Origin of the sequence: Cupriavidus malaysiensis (genome assembly GCF_001854325.1) — a bacterium.
Lineage (GTDB): Bacteria > Pseudomonadota > Gammaproteobacteria > Burkholderiales > Burkholderiaceae > Cupriavidus > Cupriavidus malaysiensis.
The window spans coordinates 146,250-167,826 of record NZ_CP017756.1 but is presented as its reverse complement, the minus strand read 5'-3'; the positions used below and the strand labels follow the sequence as shown (position 1 = coordinate 167,826).

Sequence of the window (21,577 nt, the reverse complement as noted above, 5' to 3'; positions counted from 1 at the left end):
GGAGCATTCATGCGTCGAATCCTCACCTCGCTCGCGCTGTGCCTGCCGATCGCCGCCGGCGCTGCCGAGTCGCCGGCGAAGGCCACGATCGAGCTGTTGACGAGGGGCCTCAGCAACGTCAAGACCTTCGAGGGGCCTGCCGGTATGACCGGGGTCGTGGGAATGGCCCCCGCGAAGGCGGCGGGAGGCAAGGCCCAGCCGGTCACCTTCTTCGTGGATCAGACCGGCACTGCGGTCATCTACGGCATCGCGTTCAACACGAAGACGCAGCGCATGATCGGCGCTGAGACGATCGTCACTGTGGCCCAGTCCATCGGTGAGTTGCCCGCACCAGGTCGGCCGGCTGCGCAGTCCGTCGCGCCACAGGAACTGGCGGCACTGAAGAACGCGAGCGCCATCGAGACCGGGCCCGCGCAGGGTTCGACCATCATCTATGCGTTCATCGAACCCAACTGCATCTACTGTCAGCGCGCGTGGCGCGAGATCACCGCGGCACAGAAGGCGAGTCGCCTCCCGAACACCGTCGTCCGCTGGATACCGATCGGGTTCGAGCAGAGCGGGGTCGGCCGGGCCTCTGCGGGGATGGCCACTTCGGGGGACGGGTTCGCGAAGCTCGATCGGCTTTTCGATGGCACCCCCGCCGCCCCGAACGACTTCACGCAGAAGGTGATGGCGAACTCCGCCCTCTACGAGTCGCTCGGACTACAGGGCACGCCGACCTTCTTTGTGGTCAAGGGCAACGCCTCGAAGAAGGTGCAAGGCTGGCTGGATCTCGCGAGCCTCTCTCTATGAGTGGCCGTCATTCTCTGCACGGCATGCGGGACGTCATTGTTGCGATCTCGCTGGCCACGGTTGTGGCAACCCCTTCGCAGGCAGTTGCCGAGGCAGGGCCTGGCCGGCTGGACAGCTTCCAGATCCGCCACCCCATGGCCACGGCGCTGCTGTCGACCTTGACTGCGGGCCTCTGGCCGTCGCAGTTCGCGTCTGACCTTGCTCCCCCGCCCAATGCGTATCAGCACAGTTGGACGCCCCTACAGGTCGAGTATCTGCGGCCCCCGGCGGAGAAGTCGTTCCGCAGCTGGCGCCGCTTCTTCGCCAAGACCATGGTCGGTGGGGGCCTGGCGTGGTCATTGTGGCTCATCTACCGAAAGAGGAGACGAAATGTCTGACCAACTGCGGATTGCCGGTGCTCGCCTACTCGTCCTGGCCTTGGCGGTCGGCGCGCTGGAGGGCTGCGTGACCGGACAGGGGCGCCAAGGGCCCGTCACCTACGCCGCGACTCGCTCTCAGTTCCAGATCCTTGACGTCGTTGGGACGTCCGATATTGCGAAGACGGGAGACGGACCGCAGACGTACATCTGGCGCGGAGGGCAAGAGTACAGGGAGCTTCGATTCACCTGGCAGGCGCCAGTGCTGGACGACGCGGCCATCAAGGAGGGGTTGGCGGCCGCAATCCCCACGCCGATCGCCTCTCACCACTACGTCGTCACCTTTCCGTTCAATGGGTGGCAGCTTGGCACGACGCAGCGCAGCGTGCTCGACGAGCTCCCGACGTCGGCGTCCGAGTATGCAGTGACCGGGCATACCGACAGTGTTGGCTCGGACCGCTACAACGAGCAGCTCTCGGCCAAGCGAGCGGAGACGGTCAAGAACTACCTGATTGTGCGTGGGGTGGACCGGAAGAAGATCGAAACCCGCGCGGCGGGCGAGCGCGAGCCCGCCGTGCCAAACGATACGCCCGACCACCGAGCGCAGAACCGCAGGGCAGAGGTCGAATTGAACTAGAACGCACGGCAGACGCGATTCTTTTTCTGAACAGCGAGTTATGGGCCAGGATGCTCTCACGTCAACCACGCCTGCGCGGGACTCGCCATGAAAGACGTCAACATCGCCAGCCATCTCGATGCCCTCCCACAGCTGATCTGGTTCGAGGTGGATGAGCTTTTTCCCTTCTTCATCTGCCTCTTCGTCGGCATCTACTTCAAGATCATGACGCCTATGCTGGTTGCTGGCGTCGTCGGCAGCATGTGGTACATGCGGCAAAAACGGGACGCTCCCCGTGGTGGCCTCTTCCACATGTTCTACTACTTTGGCCTGCGTCCCTTGAACGGCGCGCATCAGAACGGGCTAATCGCGGACATGATGGAGTAGCTCGTGAACTTCAAGAACCTCTTCTCCACCTGGGATAACGCCATGGGTGTCGCCAAGATCGCGATGCTTGTGGCGGCTGGAAGTGTTGCTGTCAACGTCCTGCTGGCGGTCAAGTTGGTCATGTCCCATGAGCGGGTGACGCTCATCCCGCCGCACCTGACCGACAAGGCCGCGGTCGCGTGGAAATCCGCGTCTGGCAGCTACAAAGAAGGCATCGCTCTCTACGTCTCTTCGATGCTTGGCTCGGTGACGCCTCAAACCGCGCTCTTCGTTGCCGACGCACTCGCGTACTTCTTCGATCCGAAGATCTATCCGTCGGTGCGAACGCAGATCCTGTCGATCGTCGACGACCCCAACTATGCAAAGTCGGGGACCATCAACGTGTTCACACCTCAGAAGGTTTTTTATGAGGCAAGTACCGAGAAGACGTTTGTCACGGGTGTGCTTGCCACCACAGCGTACCGGACGAACGCGACGCCGATCGGAAACCTGGGAGTCACCTACGAGATGATCATCGAAATAGATCGGGGCCTGCCGAGGATCCGCCGATTTACGAGTTACGGCGGTGAGCCTCACACCGTGAAGTGGACACAGACCCATAAGAAGGAGGCCGACGCTGCAGCGGCGAAGGCGCAAAAGGGCGAAGACATCAATTTGCTCCCGCAGGACGCTGAAACGAAGAAGCGGCTCGAAGAGTCGGCCACGCAGGCTGCAGCGCAGGCGGCGGCGAGCGAAGCGGGGGCCTCGGCGCCTGGCGCTTCCGGCGAGCCGGCGAAGGATATGACCAACGATAGCGCGATAGACCCCGCTACGGGCGGTGGCCGGACCCCTGCAAAGAGTGACGGCGCGACGCAAGGAGGGCTGCTGTGAAAGGACTTCCCCCCTCGATTGCTCAGCTCATCGCGGCCTTGTTGGCGGTATACGCCCTGCCCAGTCTTGCTCAGACGCCGCCAAAGATTGGCGAAGATAGCCAGGAGGCGGCAGCTATTCCGTTCACCCGTAACGGCAACCCGGTGACGACCGGCGCGCCGGCAGTACCAGGGTCGCCACCTGCGCCAGGCACACCGGCCCCTACAGTACAGAAGCCTAGCAGCGGTCCGGGCCACGTTGCTGGACAGGCCGGGATGGACTCTGGGCGCGCGCCAGGGGCCGGAAGGGCGCCAGCGGGCAACTCGGCGGGTGCTCCTGCGGGTAGCAAGGCGGCTCTCGCAGAAGAGCAGGGGAAGCTGGCGGCCGCTAGCGGGGCCGCGGCAGCCCCTGCTGCGGCGGGAGCGGCCACGGCTGCGCCATCGACCCAGCCAGGAAAGCTGCGTAGGCCGATGGCGTTCCCGGGGAGCGCTGGTACCCCGTCGATCACGCCCCAGACCGTGGCGACGCCGCCCTACAACACCAGGCTGCCTGCGCTTGGGATGCCGCCTGGGGCGAAGCAGAGCGCGAAGCCGACGGTGATACGAACCCGTCCAGGTATGACTGAGATCGTGACGATTGCGTCCCAGTACCCGAATCGCATTGCGACGCCGTTCGCGAAGCCAAACGTCATCGATCAGCAGGACGTCGAGTTCAAGATCGTCGGGAACTCGGTCTATGTCAGCGCGATGAGCGAGCGGCCCGTCGCCATCTTCCTCTCGGACGTGGACAACCCGGCTGCGGTCATTTCGCTGACTCTCGTGCCGCAGAACGTGCCCCAGCAGACCATCACGCTCGAGCTCGACGTTGCGGGCAAAACCCCCGGTGCGGCCTCGGAGGAGACCGGTCGGGAGTCCGAGTACATCGTGAACCTCCGGACCCTCCTGCGGACTGTCGCGCGCGGCGGTACGCCGCGCGGATTCACGCTGGAAGAGCTCTCGATCCCGATGGCTGTCTCCAATGGTATCCAGGTCGTCCCGCAGACACGGTACTCCGGTAACAAGTACGACATCTTCCGGTACCGACTGACGAACGCGAACGCAGCGTCGGTCACGCTAAGTGAAGAGGCCTTCGAGAGCAAGGGCGTTCGGGCTGTGGCGCTGTTCCCTCGCTTACAGCTACCGCCCGGCGGCGAAACGGACGTGCTGATCGTCGCCGACAAAATCGACGCGGAGGAGTGACTGGTATGAATCTCGTCACCCAAGCACAGCGCTGGTACCAGCAAGCCTCCCCATCCAAGCGCCGCAATACCATCATCTGGGGTGGTTGCGCTGTGGCACTCGGACTCGTTGTGGCGGTGTCCCAGTTCCAACCGGACCGGCCGAAGAAGCTTGATGACCGCCTCGACGTGAAGGTCGTGGCACCGCCGAAGCGCAACGTGGATCTGGAGTCGATTGCCGGACAACTCACGGCCCTCCAGCGCCAACTGCAGGACGTGACGTCGAAGCAGGCGTCCGACCAGGCGCGCAACGAGACGAGCCTCAAGCAGCTGAAGGACAACGTCACGGATGTCGCGGCAGGGAAGCTCGGCGACGCGAACCTGAAGAAGCAGCTGGACCAGGCGATCGAGCATCAGATTGAGGCGATATGGGACAAGAAGAAGGAGGCGGCGGAGCGCGCCGGCGGCGGCCAGCCGATCGCAGGTGGTGGCACCGGCGGCGGCTCGGGGGGGCAACTTGGTTTCCCTGAGCTACCCGTCGTCTCGCAGCCACCGGCTGCCGGGACGGACAGTGCACCGCCGGCGAGCCGCCTCCGGCTTTCGGATGAGCGATCACAGGGTGGGGTGGACGGCGCAACCGCGGATGGTGCAGGCGGTCAGGGTGCCGGGGGGGGCACCAAGCACGCGGCCGGGGTGCCGCCGCTAGGCAAGCCCAATGCGCCCTCGGCAGACATACGGGGTCAATCTGGCGGAGTGGCCTCGCCAACGTGGCTGCCGGCCGGCTCGATTCTCACCGGGACGAACCTGACTGGTATGGACGTCCCGGTCTCGCAGGCGTCGCAGAAGCACCCGACTCCAACCCTGATCCGTATCAAGCACGAGGCGATCCTTCCGAACTATTACACGGCAGACGTCAGCGAGTGCTTCGTTCTCGCCTCAGGCCACGGCGAGCTTTCTACCGAGCGGGCGAAGCTGCGCACGGAGCGCATCACATGCGTGCGTAACGACGGCGGTGTCGTCGAGGCCAGCCTCGATGGCTACATTGTCGGGGAGGACGGAAAGGCGGGGCTGCGCGGCAAGCTCGTGTCCCGTGAGGGAGCCGCAATCGCCCGGACGGTTGCTTCGGGTTGGCTGGCAGCGTTCGGTCGTGGCTTGGGAGCGGCCTTTGCGCTGCAGAACAGTGGCAATTCCCTTTCGATCGGCCGTAGCGCGGTAGACCAGGGTGGCATCACGCTTCGCGGCGGGCGCAGTCCCACTGAGGCGATTCAGGGCGCGGCGCTCTCGGGGGCTGGGCAGGGGCTGGGAGACGCGTTCGAGAAAATCGCGGACTACTACATGGATCTCGCCAAGGAAGCGGTCCCTACGATCGAAGTCGAGCCAGCACGAAAGATTACGATCGTGCTCGTGCGCGGAACGAGCATCAAGTTCAACAAGAGTTGAGGGCGCAGCGATGGAAACGAAACAGCTTGGTGTGGCGGTCCTTGTCGTTTGGTTGCTGGGAGGCTGCGCGTCTGCATGGAATATCGGAGCGCCTGAATCGTCGTGCCCGGGCGTGAAGTCGGGAGTCGTTTGCAAGACCCCCGCGGAAGTCTATCGATTGACCAACAGTCGGGACTCTCTGGTCGTTGTGGATGCGGAGGGCAACAAGGGCGAAGCGCCAGGCGCTGACCAGGCGGGCGAAGCCTCAGGGAAGGCTGCCCGCGGTGGAGGTAAAACCGTGCAGTTGCCGCAGCCGCTTGCCCAGCCGCAACCGATCCTTGAGCCTGCGCAAGTGATGCGCATTCGCGTGTCGCCGTGGATCGACCACAACGGCGATCTGCACTATCCGAGCCTGCTGTTCACCGAGGTAACGCCGAGACGTTGGGCGGTGGGGAACCTGGTCACAGGCGCGTCGGGAAGGGTGCCGACCGCATATCAGGTTGAAGGCGCGGATGGCGACGAAGGGCAATCGCGGCACTCATCCGCGGTGCCGAACTTCAACTCTCAACAAGGTGGGACGATTCCCATGGCGCCTGCCGGTATCGCGCCCTATTCCAAGCGGTCAACCGGGCCCAACGGCAATAGCATCGCTAACGCGTCGAAGGCGGCAATGTCCGGAGCCGTGGCGGGCGCGCGCGACATGATCGACAAGGTAGGTGTGCCGAGCTTGGGCTCGTCATTACCCTAAGCGCGGCACGCGCCGCGTCCTCCGCCGGAGAACGGACGGGCCCTGATCGGGCCCGTTTTCCATTGTGAAGACCAGCGCGATGCCGTCGGCGCGCAGCGACGTGGTGAGGGTAGCGACAAGGGTGCGTCAAAAACCCCCTAGTTAGCGGAGCTTCTGCCGCACTGATTATGCAGCCGCAGGGGCTCATAGACTGCATTCGCGTCGCCGCCTTCTAGTCATCGGTGACCGTCCTTTGCAAACCAGGAGCCACCCAACATGAATGCTATCACCCTGAAACTCGGCGTCGCCGACAAGCTCGCCATGCTGCGCGATCGCAAGAACCAGAAGGCCCTCGCCACGGCCGCCGTCGTTGCCATCGGCCTGGGCGCCTCCATGGCGTTCGCCGGTACCGACACCACCTTCGACAGCATCGTCGCGATGCTGCAGAACTGGCTGGAAGGCTCCCTCGGTAAGGTCCTGGCGCTGGCGGGCTTCGCCATCGCGCTGGGTGCCGGCCTGGTTCGCGGCTCGGCGACCGGCGTGATCTTCGGCGTCGCGATCGCCCTGTGCGCTGTGTACGGCCCCGGCATCTTGACCGCGCTGTTCTCGGGCACCTTCTGACGCCCGCTTCCGGGTTTCGACCAGCCATCCCCAAGTAGCTGGTAGGGGCACTCCTTGAGTGCCCCATTTTCTTTTTCTGAACTCGATCATCTCGCGTAAAAAACCATCAGGTCTTAGCACTTTGGAGAGCATGGTGGGAGCGAATGAGCTTCGCATTGGCGCCTCAGCGCGCTACCGCCCCGCAGAATGGCTTACGCCACTGGCGAGCGAGAACGGGGTGATCTTTCTCGAGGATGGTGCGATCGGGTGCCTCTACGAGGGCATCCTGATGCCGGGCGTGGATGCCCAGGTACAGGCGGCGCAGGTGGCAGTTTTGAAGCAAGGCTACCCTGCCGGCACGGTCATGCAGTGCATTCAGCGTGGCGACGCAGACCTGCGGCAAGCCGTCGAGGATTACCGGAATGCTCGCGCGGACTACGCCCTTGCCGAGTTAGCGCCAGATCGAGCACGCATGCGCGATATCGCCATCTCGTTCATGGAGCGGCGCGGGGCATTCCTCGAGGCAGGGGCAAAAACACCGCCCCTTGGGGATACCGGTGCGCTGGCGCTCGACGTCCGCCTGTTCTTCACCCTGCGTGTCCCGATCAAAGGTCATCCGTTCCCGTCGGACGAGGACCTCGCTGATTTTGCCGAGCTGCGAGAGAAGATGACCGGTGCGCTGGAGGCGGCAGGACAGATCCTGCGGCCGATTACGGCGATGGAGGAGATTCTCGGGGTATACCGCTGGTACTTCGATCCATACGGTGACCGCGATACGTCGTACAACCCGCATGCCACGATCAAAGACCAGGTGGTACCGCCCGGCACGCATGTGCGGCGCCAACTCCGGCAGCTGCGAATCAAGCGGCCGACGACGGGCCAGGTGTTCGCAAGGACTCTGGTGGTATCGGGCTTTCCGAAGCGCACGAACCTGCGGGTCGTCAATCCGCTCGCTGGTGATCCCTCCGGTCTCGGCGCTCAGATCGGTCTGCCCTATGCATTGACCACCACGATCCACTTCCCTGATCAGGGTAGCAAAGTCTCCGGCTTCCGCCAGAAGCAGGCCGTGATCAACCAGCAGGCGTTCGGTCCCATGCTGAAATGGTCTCCGGTTCTTGCGGCAAAGAAGGAGGGCTTCGACTGCATGGGCGCCGCGCTCGACGGCGGCGACATCGCAGTCGAGATGTCGATGACGCTGACGATGTACCACACGAGCCCTGCCCGCCTGAACAAGGCGACCGCCCGAGTGCTCGGGCACTACAACACGCTCCAGTTTCGTACGTTCAACGAGTGGTTCATTACTTGGGCCACCTTCCTGAATCAACTGCCATTGCAGGCATCTCCTGAGACCATCAAGGGTACGTACCGCTTCGTCACGATGTCTGCCGAGATGGCTGCCCAGTTCCTCCCGATCATCGGGGACTGGCTGGGTTACGGCTCCGCAATGAAGCTGCATACCCGCCGGCTGCGCCCTGCCAGCTACGACGTCTTCCATCGCGCAAACAAGAACAAGAATTGGCTGCTGTTTGCTGAGTCCGGGGCGGGCAAGTCGTTCGCGGTGGAGCGCATCATTCAGGACCACCTCTCCCTTGGGGATGAGATCGTGATCATCGACCGCGGGCGGTCCCATGTGAAGTCGACCGCGGCCGCTGGCGGTCAGGTGATCGAGTTCCTGCCAGATTCGAAAATCTGTCTCAACGGGTTCACCAATGTGACAGATATCGACGAAGAGATCGGCATGCACCAGGCATCGATCGGGAAAATGGTCTCGCCGTCGAAGCCGGCCACCGATCAGCAGAACGCACGAATCGTCGAGGCGATCAAGTCGGTTTGGGCCAACAAAGGCCGTTCGATGGGGATCGACGATATCTATCGCTACTTCCAGGCGCAGGCCGATGATCCGGTCGCGCTCGAGATGGGGAGGATGTTGTTTCCATTCTCGGCGCGTGGGCCATATGGGCACTGGTTCAATGGCGAGAATAACCTCGATCTGTACGCACCACTCATCTGCCTTGAGTTGAACGGCCTGGAGCGCGACAAGCTGCTTCAAGACGTGGTGCTGATGCAGCTGTATCTGACCATCAACCAGCGGATCTACCACGGTGACGACCGGGTAAGGAAGATGGTGATCGGTGAGGAAATGGGGGACCTCTTACCGGACGAGGCGAACGCGAAGTTCTTCGCGCAGCTCTACTCGAAGTCACGCAAGCACTCATCGTCAATCGGGATCGTGCTGCAGTCACTGTCCCAGCTGTATCGCACCGGGTATGGGGCGGAGATTGCAGCGTCTGCCTCCACGATGTTCATCATGTCGCAGACGCAAGAAGCGATTCAAGCGGCGCGAGAGAAGAATTGGCTCGTCATGAGCGACGCAGCGTTCGAGCTGCTGTCGACCGTTCACACGCGCATTGGTGCCCACTCCTACTCCGAGATCTTCGTGAAGTCGGATTCGGGTATGGGGATCATGCGATTGATCGAGTCGCGATTCAACCAGATCCTGTTCTCAACCGAGGGCCGCGAGCGTACGGACATCCTAGCGGCCGTGAAAGAAGGACGGAACGTCGTCGAGGCCATTGAGGACTTCATGCGCGCGGAGGGAACGCTGTGAACGCACACACGGAAGCAACGGCCGCAGAGGCAGCCGAACTGACGAAAGGGAACCTGTGCTCCACGCACGTACTGGATCCGGACAAGGCGACGTCCCCTCCAGACGGAGGCGACGCTCTCGCGAGCGAGGGCGCCCAATCCCCGAGGTCAAGCCCGCGGCCAAAGAAGGAGGCCCGCGGCGACGGCGGGAGTGGGGTGTCGAGTCTTGGTGTGGTGGTGCTAAGCGTTCTCCTGTCGGTCAGTGGGACGTTGCTCTACATCCAGAAGTTCAGTCCTTCGCCCCCGCAGGTGCTCTCGGTGAATATCCCGCTGCTCATCAAGGCGAACGGTCTGAAGCTCAATGCACAGAAGCTGGACGTCCAGGCCCAGGCCGCGGCAATGACGACGTTCGCTGTTTCGCTCAATGAGGCGCTTGAGGAGATCGGTCGGAACGCCGTACTTGTCCGTGCGGACTTACTGGCCGTGCCACCACAGGGCACAGGCACCGACATCACCTCTGCGGTCGCCCAGCAGTTCTCGCTTGCGCCGTTCGTCGTCGAGGCGGCGACACAAGAACGCCGCGCTGCGACCGCCTACCGCCAGGCCCTCGAGGCTCAGCTCGGGCTCGTGCGATCTGGCGCGCTTGAGGGCACCGCTGGCGCGGCAGACGGTGTGGCCTCGGCGGGCGTTGAGGCCGTTCCGGAGTCACGGGCTGGAGTCGCATCGACTTCGGACGGCGAGGCCGCCGCGACGCGACAATCGGAGGGCGGCCGATGAAGCGGTTTGCAGCGTGGTGGCGTGGCCTATCGATGGCACGGAAGGTCGTTGTCGTGATGACGATCCCTGTGACCGCTGGGCCAATGTGGGCGGGGTGGTACGGGACGTACGTGTCGCGTGAGCCCGGTCTCACCGCGGTGCTGGGTGACTTCTCCCTCTGGTACGAAGGCAAGGCAACCGGATGCCTTCCGTGGAGCTTCTATCTGGGACAGGCGAGGCGGGGGCTGAGAAGTGCGGTGCCGACCGACATCAAGCGCGGCGATCTCCTTGTATTCCGATCGAAGGGGGCTCTGCCGATTTTTCCTGACGGCACGTTCCTGTTCAAGTTCGTAGCGGGGACGCCAGGCGACCACATCCTGATTCACCGGGACCAGGTCTACATCAATGGTGTCCGCTGGGGCGGACTTCATGCCTACCTGCGCAAGGCGGACCTGCCTGCAGGGCACTTCGACCGCGATTTCATCGTGCCACCTGGTGAGCTCTTCATGCTCGGAACGGAAGAGCGGACCTTTGACGGACGGTATTGGGGAACCATCAAGTATGAGCAAATCATCGCGCGCCTCGCGCTACTGGGCTAGCCTGGCGATAGGAGTGGGAATTCTCGCGGCTGGAGCCAATGCCCAGGGCGACGCTGGAGGCAGAACGCCGGCCGACTCGCTCATGCCGTTCGACGCTGCCGGTGCCGCTCAACTGCTCGAGCGCGCGGGCATCTCTCTGAACACGGTCCAGGGCGCCGACGCGGTACAAGCCGCCCAGCGACTTGCGGGGTCAAAGGGCGCGGTTCAGAACCTCGTGACGGGGCAGGGTAACCCCAATTTGCAGGGGCTGGAGGGCGTCACGACGGTCGTCTTCATCAGCCTTGCGATGCCGGCCCGCACACTCCAAAGTTACTTTCGGCAAGCCGAAGGGCGGAAGGACATTGTGTTTCTCCTGCGAGGCTGGGTGCCGCCTCTCTTCTCCGAAACCGTTGGCCAGGTCAACAGTTTGATGAAGGGCATGAAGAGCCCAGCCAACGTGCTGGTACACCCGGAAGCGTTCCGCACGTATCGAGTGGACCAGGTTCCTGTTGTGCTGCATCGTCGGCAGGCGGATCAAGGGTGGTACCGGGTGACGGGTGAGATCTCGCTGGCAGGAGCTGTTTCGGAGATCGAGGCCGGGCGTGTTGCGAAGATCGTTGGCAACACCCATCCGATCAGTGAACCGGACGTGATCGAGGTGATGGAGAAGCGCTACGCCGCCCTCGACTTCGAGAAGATACGGCGAAGCGCGATCCAGTCCGCAGCCGACCGATATTTCTCGGGCCTCGTGGTCCAGCATGCTACGCGGTCGGAGACCCGGCTCTTTGATCCGTCGATCACAGTCGAATACGACCACGTAGATCCGGTGAATGGGAACGTTCTCCTGAAGAAGGGAACCCGTATCAACCCGCTGGAGAAGCGGCCCTTCCCTTACACAGTGATCGCGTTTGACCCGACGGATCCGAAGCAGCTCGAATTCGCGAATGCCTTGTTGCGCACCGCGCAGAAACCGATGGTGTTCGTGACGCGCAACGCCCTCCATGAGGGCGGCCGCACGACCGAGCAGGTGCTCGGCACGCGCACCTACCCAATCAATGAGCTCTATATGCAGCGCTTCGGCATCTCTGCTGTGCCGGCGGTCGTGCGCCAGCGCGGCCTCCAGATGGAAGTGACGACCTACGCGGGGACACAATAATGCGCCGACTCCTGGCAGCCGTTCTCTTCGTTTGCGCTATGGCCATGACGGGGGGGTACACCGATCTCCGTGCCCAGGGAACGTCGGGGTTGACGCAAGGCCTGAACAAGCTCTCGTGTCCGGACGCGGGCATCCTGTCCCGGCTCTTCACCGGTATCTGTTGGTCGTCGATGTTCCCGCTACGTATCGCAGGGTTCAGTACCTTTCACCCGAAGGACGGCATCGAGGAACCGTACAACGCCACCAAGCGGATGGTCTGTACCTGCCGAGGCGGTGGCGGGCAGCTGCCGACGGTTGGTTTGACGGTTGGCTTCTGGACGCCTTCGAAGCTGATCGAAACCACCCGATACCCGTACTGCTCACCGACGCTTGGCGGCATTTCGCTCAATGGGAGCAATCCAAGCGGTGCCGGGCCGCTCGGCCGCGGTGCCCTCGGCGGCGACGGGGCCCTCAGTGGGTTCCGACATTTCAACATGTACTCGTTCCCGCTGATGACAATGCTGCAGATGATGAACGTGCCAGGCTGCAGCGCCGACAACACGCTTTCTCTCGACCTGGCAGAGATGTCGATGTTCTATCCCCAGTGGGATGCCCCGGAGAGTGGGTTCTTCCTCAACCCGGAGACCGCATTTTTCGCGAATCCAGTAGCAATGCTGGCGCTGCCTGTCAGCTGTACCTTGGCCAGCAGCGGGATCAGCCAGGAAGCGGACGACATGATGTTCTGGGCCATGGGTTGCTGGGGCATGTCGTACCCGGTCAACGGATACCACGGGAACAGCAGCTCCGTGACGGGTTCGTCGCTTGTAATGGCACGCGCACTCTTCATGATGGCGCGCTTGCCGTGGACCACCATTGCATATTCTCGGGTCGGCGATGATGCCATCGGTGGCACCTGCGAGCCCGTCTACCGGCCGATGCTGCAAAAGTCGGCCTACAAGGTGTCGATGATGTTCCCTGTCTCGGAGTCGACCAGTGGGATCGGGGGCGCACCGACCGCTGGGGCCCCGATCAACCTTACCGCGCCGCCGGTCATCTCCAGTCCTTCCGCGCCGTCCATGCCATCAAACGGCAGCGCACGGGAGATCGATTTTTCCACCATCAGCGGGGGGCGGTGCGCACATCGTATCGGAGAAACCTCCCTGCGGTGGGGCGAGTGGCGGACCCGTCCGGGTACTGGTGAAGATCAGGTCTACATGTTGTGGCAGTGGGTCGACTGCTGCGTTGGTGTCTTCTGAGAGGTGGCCGATGGCAAGCATCTTCTCCCGCTACGTCGCGACCTTCACCGCGGCGTCCCTGGCGTTTCTGCCAGTTGCCCAAGCACGCGCACAGTCCGGCATGACGTCGGCTGACCAGGGCGACTTCACCAGTGGCACGTCCATGGGGATCGACACGATCCTGACGCTCTCCAACTTCCTCCTGAAGGGCGAGTCGCAGGTTGGAGCAGAATGCGACGGATCCAAAGTGTGCGCCTCCGACTCCGTGCCCGGTTCGCGGGCGAGCCTCCAGAACTTCACCGCCCAGAACGGCGGGAGCGGCAACGCCGCGAACGTCCAAGCGAGATCGAAGCAGCAATATGACTCGGATCGTGCTGCGGCCCAATCCGGCGGGAACGACCCCGTCCAGTGGCTCTACAACTCCGCCAACACTGGGAAGGCAACCCGCGATGAGGCTGCCGCACTCGCGAACAACATGGCCAATACCGCCACGGGTATTGGGATGGGAAACGATCCTGCTGGCAGTCCTGGTCTGATCAGTTCATTGTTCAGTGGCTGTACCCAGACCGCGGACGGTGCAAATGGGGTCAACGAAGTCTGTCAGACCGCGGTGCGTTGCATGGGGAACGAGTGCTACAAGCCGGCGGGCGAGAACAACTCCGACTTTGGTGCCGCCGTGACCGCCGCGCAGATCGTCGAGACCATTCGAAATGGCGCAGTCTGTGCCGAAACCGGAAAGCCACCCCGTGAAGCGAACAATTGCACGCCGAAGCGGTCTCAGGAGACCGTCAAGCGGGCGAAGGACTGCTCCCTGGATGTGTATCACGCGGACCCGGATTGCGTAACGGAGTCGCTATGCGAACCCGGCATGTGGGTGCCTGACCCCTTTTTCTGGGGAACGGGTTACTGCTCGGGCATGGCGAACATCACCGTGGTCAAACAGGTGGATATCTGCGCGGAGACGGGTGAGAAGGTGCCGTTGCAATGTGGCGGCAGCATTCGGCAGCTGGATGGCGTCCTGGCTGATGGGCTACCAGCGGGCTGCACCTTGGCCAAGCCGAGGGCAGCCAACCCGGGAGAGTATATCCAGCAGTGCACACCCGAGATCTTCCGCGGCCAGATGAAGTATTGCAGCAACTACTTTGGCTCTGGCGTCGGCCTCTCGAACGATTGCTGCAGAATGGCCGCTCAGATTGCCGCACCCGTGGCGGCGGTGAAGCTCATCAGTGCCGCCTACAAGATGCCGTTCATGGCCAGCTTGCGCAGCCAGGTCGATGCCATGGCCATGGACTGGATCAAAGACACGATCATCGACGACGCGCGGCAGGCGATCGGGGACCTCACGCAATCGCTCTCGACGGAGTTTGGTTCGATGCTGCAGTCGTTCGGGGCGGACGTCGGGACGGATGCCGCAGCCTCGAGCGCCGCCAGCGCGATCTCGAGCGAGGTCGGGGCGCAAGCCGGATCGACCGCGGCGGAGCTGGGCGCGGAGATGGCCGCCGAGGCAGGTGCGTCAGCCGGGGCGGAGGCTGGCGCGACGGAAGCCGCAAGCCAGGCGGCGGAGATGGCCTCAGCGGCACTCCAGTACGTCAACATGGCCATGGCCGTCTATACGATCGTGTCAACCCTCGGGAAGCTGTTGACGTCGTGCTCGCCCACGGAGATGACGGTCGGCATGGAGAAGAAGGGGGGGAAGTGCGTCACCTTCCCGCGGTACTGCGAGCAAAGCGGCCCCTTGGGATGTTTGAAGGAGACGGAGCGCAGCTGTTGCTATAGCTCTCTGTCGACGCGTGTGCTCGGGCAGCAGATCAAGGCGCAACTGTTCCCGTGGCGGGGAAACGGCGGATATGGCTCCCAGGAGACGCCGGACTGCAGCGGATTCAGCCCGGCGCAGCTGGCGCAGGTGGATTGGTCCAGGATAGATATGTCGGAGTGGTTCAACGCGCTGAGCGCAGCCAACATACGGGTGCCCCAGAACGCCAACGACGTGGCTGCCTACAATATCGGGTATGGCGACTCCTACTCGACGCTCATGGGAGAGCAACAGGGGTTCTCCAAGCTGGTCGATATTCCTGCCATGCAGCGGGAGCGGATCACCAACAGCGCGACCGGCTCTGTCGACGGCAGCGGTGTGACGCTCGAGCAGAAACGGGACACGGCGATCAAGAGCGACCCGGTTTGCTACCAGACTGACACGTCCATTCCGGCCTACGCCCCGAGCGCACCCAAGACGCTTCAGCCAGAAGACATCCTGATCGTCTATGGGACGCCCCAGTCGGACTATGGCTACGACAACATCACCGCGTGCACATCGATGACCGGATCCAGCAACTGCATGCAGGTCAACCTGGGCAAGCGCGGGGACAACTACATTTCGGATTGGTGCACCCGGATGTGGAAGCAATCCTACGACTTCTACGTGAAACGGCCGGAGCTGATCCGGAGCGCCCGCATCGTCGAGGGATCCTGGGATGACATGGTCCGGCTCAAGGTGAATGGAAAGGATGTCCTGGTCAGCCCGCGCTTCTACGAGGCGCCAGGGGTATGCGAGCTCTATGATTCTTGGCGGCTCTTCGATCAGTACACCCCGGCTGATACCAAGTGGGATCCCTCCGGCCGTCCATACGTCGACGTCACCTCGTACTTCAAGACGCAGGGACCTGTGAATACGCAGAGTGACCTCTGGGTGGGAGGCGATGGCGAAGGGTTCCTGACGATCCAAATTGAGTACGACAACGCGCTGCCAGCCCCCCCTCTCAATAACTGCATCGCGCCGCCGAACCCGACCTGATTCGGTGCAATCACCGAGCAGTCGTGCGGCAGAAGGTACCTTAACTAGGGGACTTCTGCCGCACGGATTAAATCCAGCCTCTCGCCGCTAGTGTTACCGGTGTGGAAATGTTTCCAGAGGGGCAGGAAATGAATAGGGTCAAAAGCCGCGCCGCCGCCCTGTCGGCGGCACTCCTGGCCGGCACCGCTGCGCTCGGTACCTCATTGTCCGCAAACGCCGAGCTGCTCCAATTGCAGTTCCAGGACAAGCGCGGAACTGTCAAGACGGTCGCTCCAGGCGACAAATACGTGAACCCGGTGGGCGACATCACCTTTGCGCTGAGCGGCGGTCTTGCTCGCTCGGTTCGGATCACCATCCAGAAAGAGCAAAGTACGCTCACGGTTGGTACGGCACAGAGCGGGGTGCTCGGTGCGGACAGCACGATGACCATCGGCGGGCAGTCCTACTATGGCGCCTTGCTCAAGCTGCCCGCCCCGGTCGACGGCAGCTACATACTGAAGGCGGAGATCCTTGCCTCGAACGGCCAGACCGTCCAGGCCGATACCTACCCTATCGTGATCGACACCGTTGGGCCAACGACCACCGGCGCGATGGATGTGAGGCGCAACTACGGCAGCTTCGGCACGATCAGTCAGTTCGGCACCGGGAGCAGCCAGATGCTCGCGGGACTGCAGCTCGATCAGATCTCAGACCCTTCCGGCTTGGCCTCTGCGAAGTACTTTGCCGTCAGCAGGGTCGATGGCGTACGCCGGGAGGCGGCTGCTACGCTCGATGCAGCTCGCGGCGTGGTGACGGTGCCGATCGAAGTCGCCGCGGGAAAGGCCCTCGCGCCGACGAATCGTAGCCACTACACCGTCGGTTTCACGGTGACCGACAGAGCCGGAAATGAGACCACCTTCTCGCGCGATAGTGCGATCGACAATGAGCTGCCGCAGTACTGGCTCGAAGTGTATGACTCGAGGCAGGCGAAATGGGTACCGTACGTTGCCGGCACGGTAGTCTACGAGAACCCAGTGAAGACCCGCTGGAAGTTCCGGAAGTCTGACCACGTCGCGTACAACGGGTCAGAGTACGGTTGGAAGGAGGTTTACAAGACAAGTGAGGATTCCTCGTACGTCTATCACGAGCAGTCGATTCCGATTCCGATACCGAACACCTACTACGGGTATGTCGCCACCAGCGCGGGCATCGCGTTCCCTGCGTACTACTCGAGCTTCTCAGGTCTCAAGCTCTCGCCGGACGTCGACCAGGCGCCCAAGGGTGTCAAGGCGCAGATGCAACGGGACGGCGGTCCATGGGAGGACCTCGTAGCAGCGCCGGGCCTACCGCGGTATGGGAACAAACCATGGACAGTGACCGGGGTCAAAGTCTTCGTGGAGGCCCGGAACTACGACCAGAAGGCGAGAGTGCTGCTGCGCAGCATTCCATACACTTGCCTGATCCCCACCGGGCAGACCACCTGCGAGATGCAGACGAACGATCGGTTCGACAGCGGCTTTGGCTATGACTCTGGGCCTTGGTATCTCGCCAAGGCCAACGGGGCGATGGAGGTGTTTGGGGGAACGTATGTGTATCGCTGGTGGGACTTCAATCCCCCGGTGGTGGACCAGATGCAGGTGGACCTGGCGAAGGGCACCGCATCGTTTCGCGCGACCGACTTGGACTCGACGGACGATTGGCGGTACTACATGTGGACGGTCTCATCGATCCGGGCCTATCTGAAGGACGCCTCGGGGGCCACGTACGCCCTGCCCAAGCAGGTGACAAACAAGCTTGCCTACAACAGCTGGTCAACCAGCTTTGGCCTCTCCGGCGCGCCGGACGGCGTCTACACGCTTGTGGGAGAGGCCGAAGACAACTATGGGAACGTCGGCCAGGCCGTGTTTCAAGGCTCGGTGACGCTGGATCGCACCGCACCGGCAATCGCGCTGACTGTTGGCGACGGCCAGGCCATCCGCTCGCTCGACGACTTCACCATCAGTGTCTCGGATACGGTAGATCCGTCACCGCGGGTCACGTCTGCGGTTCTTCAAGGCGGCCCAGCCAACCAGACCATCAACCTGGCGTGGCGTCAGACGGCCGCAGGCGACGGCGCCACCCCGGCGCAATACCGCCTCGAGTATCCGGTGCTGGCGCCCAGCCTGGAATCCGGCAGGCCCTATGTCCTGACCGTCAAGGCGGTCGACTCCAGTGGCAACGTCGGAAAGGCCTCGCTATCTTTCAACTACGCGCCGGCGCAGGTGCCGCTCCAGAACGAGCGTAAGCAACCGATCCGCATCCCGGCGCTGAAGACGCGGAACACGATCTTCCAGGAGACTCTGCAGTCCGAGCCGATTCGCCTGCCTGATAACTCCCTCGTTGGGGGGGTGTATCCGATCTACGCTACGTTGCGCGCCGACTCGACGGCGCCGATGGTGGTAGGTGGAGTCACGGTTCAGCCAGGTGAGACCAAGACCGTCGATAGCGCCTATGACTTTTCGGCCAACAAGGGGCGTTACTCCCTGGTCGTGAACTCGGCGTCCGACTCGACCGTCGCTGGCGGCGTATCCACCCTGATCATGACCACCGCCGCGCCGAACGCGCCGGTTGGCATCGCGACTGTGACGTTCTGGGATCCGGCGGACCAGATCGGCGTGACGACCTTCGACGGCAAGTCAGACTATGTTGCCGGCCTGGAGACGTTCATTCTCCGGGCGAAGGTCAACACCCAGTCAAAGGACTGTATCGGCGGGGTCTACTCCATCGTGCCCGGGAGCCTTCAGGATCCAGCCTTTCAGACCACCCGGCTTGCGACGCTTGCCGGTGGCCGTGCTGTCTGCGCGGTGCTCTTCGACGACACCATTGGCGCAATGGACAAGACGTTCACAAACTACGCTGGCAAGCTCAAAGAGACCGGGCCCTACGACGTGAAGTACGAGGCGGGCCTGCTATACCGTGACCCAGAGACGAACGTTGTCACGTTTTTCTCGGCGGTGAAGCCGCACGCCTTCCCGTTGACCGGCGTCGGTATCCAGTCGGCGAAACCGGAGGTCAAGTTCACGCCCGAGTCGGCCCTGGCTCGCCTCGGCTCCACGATCGACAGCCCGCTGACGTTCGTGGGCAACGTGATCGCTGGCCGCCTGACGATCGCCGGCCGGTTCCCTGGACTGCATGTTAAGGTCAACGACGGGGAGGCCGTCAAGGTCGTCGGGAGCAACAACTCGATGGCGCGGCAGCTGACGACCGACGTTCGCAGCCTGTGGGAGACGACACCGTACAAGCTCACCTATTGGTACGACGCCGCCCCCGATCAGGTCTGGACAACCGATCTGAGCATGCTCTCGGTGCCTACGACGATCTCGATCTACACCGCACCTGTCCGCGAGAAGCAGATCACGACGGAGGAGACTACCGTCTCGGGGCAAATCGGCGCGATCGTCGCGGGTAAATTCGTGTACGACCCTGTGAAGATGGGGGAGTGGCGGATCTCGGTCTTCCAGAAGAAGGTCCGGTACGTAAACAACAAGGGCGTTGTCACGCTCGAGCCCCTCACGACGGAGCCGCTGGCCACAGAGGCCGATGGCTCATTCAGTGTGAACCTCGGGGCGCTGCAGGCCGGCGGGAACTCCGTCTTCGTCGAAGCGGAGTTGGTTCGGGACGGCGCGCTGACTGGCAGAAAGGTGAAGGGCTTCGATACCCAAATCGGCGTGGCCAATGGTGAACCCATTGAAGCGGTGCTGAAGAACATGCGGCAGGATTCCGGGATGGTCGGCGGAAAGACGGCCTTTCGCCCAGTGATCGGCGCGTACATGGACTCGAAGCGGACCATGGACATCGGCACATTGACCTGGTACGAGTCGCGCGACCGGGGCACGACATGGAGTGTGGTCCAGGAGTCCCGGCAAACAGGGTACACCCCTGTGATCACCGAGCCGGGTACGTTTATGTATCGTGCCACGGTGAAGAACCGCCATTCCGGCGCCACGTTCGACACCAACACCATCACCGTGGAAGGCTTTGCCCGGCCGGACCTGGACATTCACATGCCACGCGCCGGATTCGTCGGGAGGCCCGTTACAGTCACTGCGGAGTCGTCGGTGGCCAACACCGTGTACACCTGGACGGTGAAGGGAAGCACCAAAGACGCCGTCGAGCAGACCTTCAGTGGCAGCTCGTTCTCGTTTACTCCCGAGGTCGCCGGGGTCTACAAGATCGCGCTTTCCGGACGGGTTGACGATGGGCAGAACATCGACAACCAATTCCGCGTACGGACGGCGTCCGCGAGTTACCGGGCAATTCCCCTCTCCATCCCGGTTCCGATTATCCGCGGTCCGAACGTGACCGAAACAGGAAAGCGCTACACCTTCACGGTACAGCAGGGGAGCCCTTTCACGTCGACCGAGACGAACAACGAGACGATCTCCGGCAAGTGGATTCTCCCCAATGGAAGGGAGGTGGAGGGCTTCGATCCGGTCGACTACACCGTGCTGGCCGGCGATCAGGAGGTGCGTTTCGAATCCTGGGTGGACGGCCGCAAAGGGGAGTCGCTGCGGACGGGGAGCTACCGCCTCCGCTCGTGGACGTATCAGTTCCCGCAAATGCGGATGACTGTCACCAAGTACGACATGCGCGTTCCGGCGCGAGCCAACTTCTCAATCGGCTATGTGGCTGCAGCTGACGCAACGAAGACTGGCGGCGAGAAGTTCTCGTTCGAATGGACGCTGCCGGCGGGCGCCGCGATCGCCTCGCAGAGCGGCAATGCTATCGGTGTGGACTTCACGATCCCAGGCGAACAACGTGTGTCCGTCACGGTACGCGACACTCGCGGGAACGAACAGGTGCTTCAGTCTGACCAGATTGCGGTTCTGCCACCAACAGACCTGAAGGCTTCACTTTCAGTCACCGTCGGTGACAAGTGGATGCGCGCGCCAGACAAGGTCCAGGCGAAGGTTGCGGTCGAGCAGTTGCCGAAGAATGACGTGGTAGCGCGGATCGACTACTCCGTAGATGGCGAAGTCGTGCTGACCACGACCAACAGCCTGACACCTGCGGTGCTGGAGATCGCGACACCTGGCGAGCACACTATCGTAGCAAAGGTCACAAGCCGCGGTGGTGCGGTCATCCAGGCGGCGGGCAAGGTCACGCTCGTCAGTGGCGCGTCGCCCGTCTGCAAGATTGAGGCATCCGGCTCGGTAAGCGCCAGCCTGCAGCTCACAGCGCGCTGTTCGATCGAGACCGGTCGCATTTCGGGTCTGCGGTGGCTCTTCGACAAGAGGCCGACGTCAATCACGTCGTCGCAGGTTCTCTTCAATCCTTCCACGATTGCGAACGTCAACTACGTCGAGGTGATCGCGACCTCGGATAAAGGACAGACAGGCACCGCATCCTGGTCAAAGTAATCGGTGCACATCGGCGGACGTGAAAAGTTGCTTTGCTGGGCGCGGACGGACGGTAGCGATCACGCTACCGTCCGTCACTCTTTGTAGTGAATGCAACGCCTCTTCTCCTATGCAATGTCAACCCGGGAAGCGCGCTTGCGGTCGCCCGCAAACCGT

General features: G+C 62.7%; 16 protein-coding genes. All 16 read left to right on the top strand.

Features of this window, described 5'->3' with window-relative positions:
* Nucleotides 1-9 precede the first annotated feature (9 nt).
* The 16 genes from BKK80_RS35215 to BKK80_RS35145 all read left to right on the top strand — a co-directional run bounded on the left by BKK80_RS35215 (nt 10) and on the right by BKK80_RS35145 (nt 21,421).
* Nucleotides 10-792, top strand: a complete 783-nt coding sequence (locus BKK80_RS35215) for a thioredoxin domain-containing protein (protein ID WP_071073860.1) — start codon at nt 10-12, stop codon at nt 790-792.
* Nucleotides 789-1,169 (top strand): hypothetical protein, encoded by a 381-nt coding sequence (locus BKK80_RS37015; RefSeq protein ID WP_157903486.1) that lies wholly within the window; start codon nt 789-791, stop codon nt 1,167-1,169. Before BKK80_RS35215 ends, BKK80_RS37015 begins: the two co-directional genes overlap by 4 nt.
* On the top strand, nt 1,162-1,785 hold the full coding sequence (locus tag BKK80_RS35205) for an OmpA family protein (RefSeq protein WP_071073856.1): 624 nt from the start codon (nt 1,162-1,164) through the stop codon (nt 1,783-1,785). The genes BKK80_RS37015 and BKK80_RS35205 overlap by 8 nt, the downstream gene beginning before the upstream one ends.
* A gap of 87 nt (nt 1,786-1,872) precedes the next feature.
* Nucleotides 1,873-2,151 (top strand): type IV conjugative transfer system protein TraL, encoded by a 279-nt coding sequence (traL, locus tag BKK80_RS35200; RefSeq protein WP_071073854.1) that lies wholly within the window; start codon nt 1,873-1,875, stop codon nt 2,149-2,151.
* A gap of 3 nt (nt 2,152-2,154) precedes the next feature.
* A complete protein-coding gene (locus BKK80_RS35195) occupies nt 2,155-3,021 on the top strand; it encodes a TraE/TraK family type IV conjugative transfer system protein (protein ID WP_071073852.1) in 867 nt (288 codons plus the stop codon).
* A 596-nt stretch (nt 3,022-3,617) separates the two neighbouring features.
* Nucleotides 3,618-4,238 (top strand): TraK domain-containing protein, encoded by a 621-nt coding sequence (locus BKK80_RS38100; protein ID WP_236904061.1) that lies wholly within the window; start codon nt 3,618-3,620, stop codon nt 4,236-4,238.
* Nucleotides 4,239-4,243: 5 nt separating this feature from the next.
* Nucleotides 4,244-5,656, top strand: a complete 1,413-nt coding sequence (locus tag BKK80_RS35185; protein ID WP_071073848.1) for a TraB/VirB10 family protein — start codon at nt 4,244-4,246, stop codon at nt 5,654-5,656.
* Between the two features lie 10 nt (nt 5,657-5,666).
* Nucleotides 5,667-6,383, top strand: a complete 717-nt coding sequence (locus tag BKK80_RS36115) for a TraV family lipoprotein (RefSeq protein WP_084545965.1) — start codon at nt 5,667-5,669, stop codon at nt 6,381-6,383.
* Nucleotides 6,384-6,638: 255 nt separating this feature from the next.
* A complete protein-coding gene (gene traA, locus BKK80_RS35180) occupies nt 6,639-6,983 on the top strand; it encodes a TraA family conjugative transfer protein (protein WP_071073847.1) in 345 nt (114 codons plus the stop codon).
* 58 nt (nt 6,984-7,041) lie between these two features.
* A complete protein-coding gene (locus BKK80_RS35175) occupies nt 7,042-9,570 on the top strand; it encodes a TraC family protein (RefSeq protein WP_157903485.1) in 2,529 nt (842 codons plus the stop codon).
* Between the two features lie 248 nt (nt 9,571-9,818).
* Nucleotides 9,819-10,325, top strand: a complete 507-nt coding sequence (locus BKK80_RS35170; protein WP_162287364.1) for a hypothetical protein — start codon at nt 9,819-9,821, stop codon at nt 10,323-10,325.
* Entirely contained in the window at nt 10,322-10,903 is a 582-nt protein-coding gene (locus tag BKK80_RS35165; RefSeq protein WP_084545964.1) for a S26 family signal peptidase, read from the top strand. Before BKK80_RS35170 ends, BKK80_RS35165 begins: the two co-directional genes overlap by 4 nt.
* An 82-nt stretch (nt 10,904-10,985) precedes the next feature.
* Nucleotides 10,986-12,038: a TrbC family F-type conjugative pilus assembly protein gene (locus BKK80_RS35160; protein ID WP_071073839.1), complete on the top strand. Its 1,053-nt coding sequence runs from the start codon at nt 10,986-10,988 to the stop codon at nt 12,036-12,038.
* An 89-nt stretch (nt 12,039-12,127) separates the two neighbouring features.
* Nucleotides 12,128-13,273 carry a TraU family protein gene (locus tag BKK80_RS37725; protein WP_335582983.1) on the top strand — a complete coding sequence of 382 codons (1,146 nt, stop codon included), beginning with the start codon at nt 12,128-12,130 and terminating at the stop codon, nt 13,271-13,273.
* A gap of 10 nt (nt 13,274-13,283) precedes the next feature.
* Complete coding sequence (gene traN, locus BKK80_RS35150) at nt 13,284-16,043, top strand: conjugal transfer protein TraN (RefSeq protein WP_071073833.1); 2,760 nt, start codon at nt 13,284-13,286, stop codon at nt 16,041-16,043.
* A gap of 128 nt (nt 16,044-16,171) precedes the next feature.
* Nucleotides 16,172-21,421: an Ig-like domain-containing protein gene (locus BKK80_RS35145; protein WP_071073831.1), complete on the top strand. Its 5,250-nt coding sequence runs from the start codon at nt 16,172-16,174 to the stop codon at nt 21,419-21,421.
* Nucleotides 21,422-21,577 lie beyond the last annotated feature (156 nt).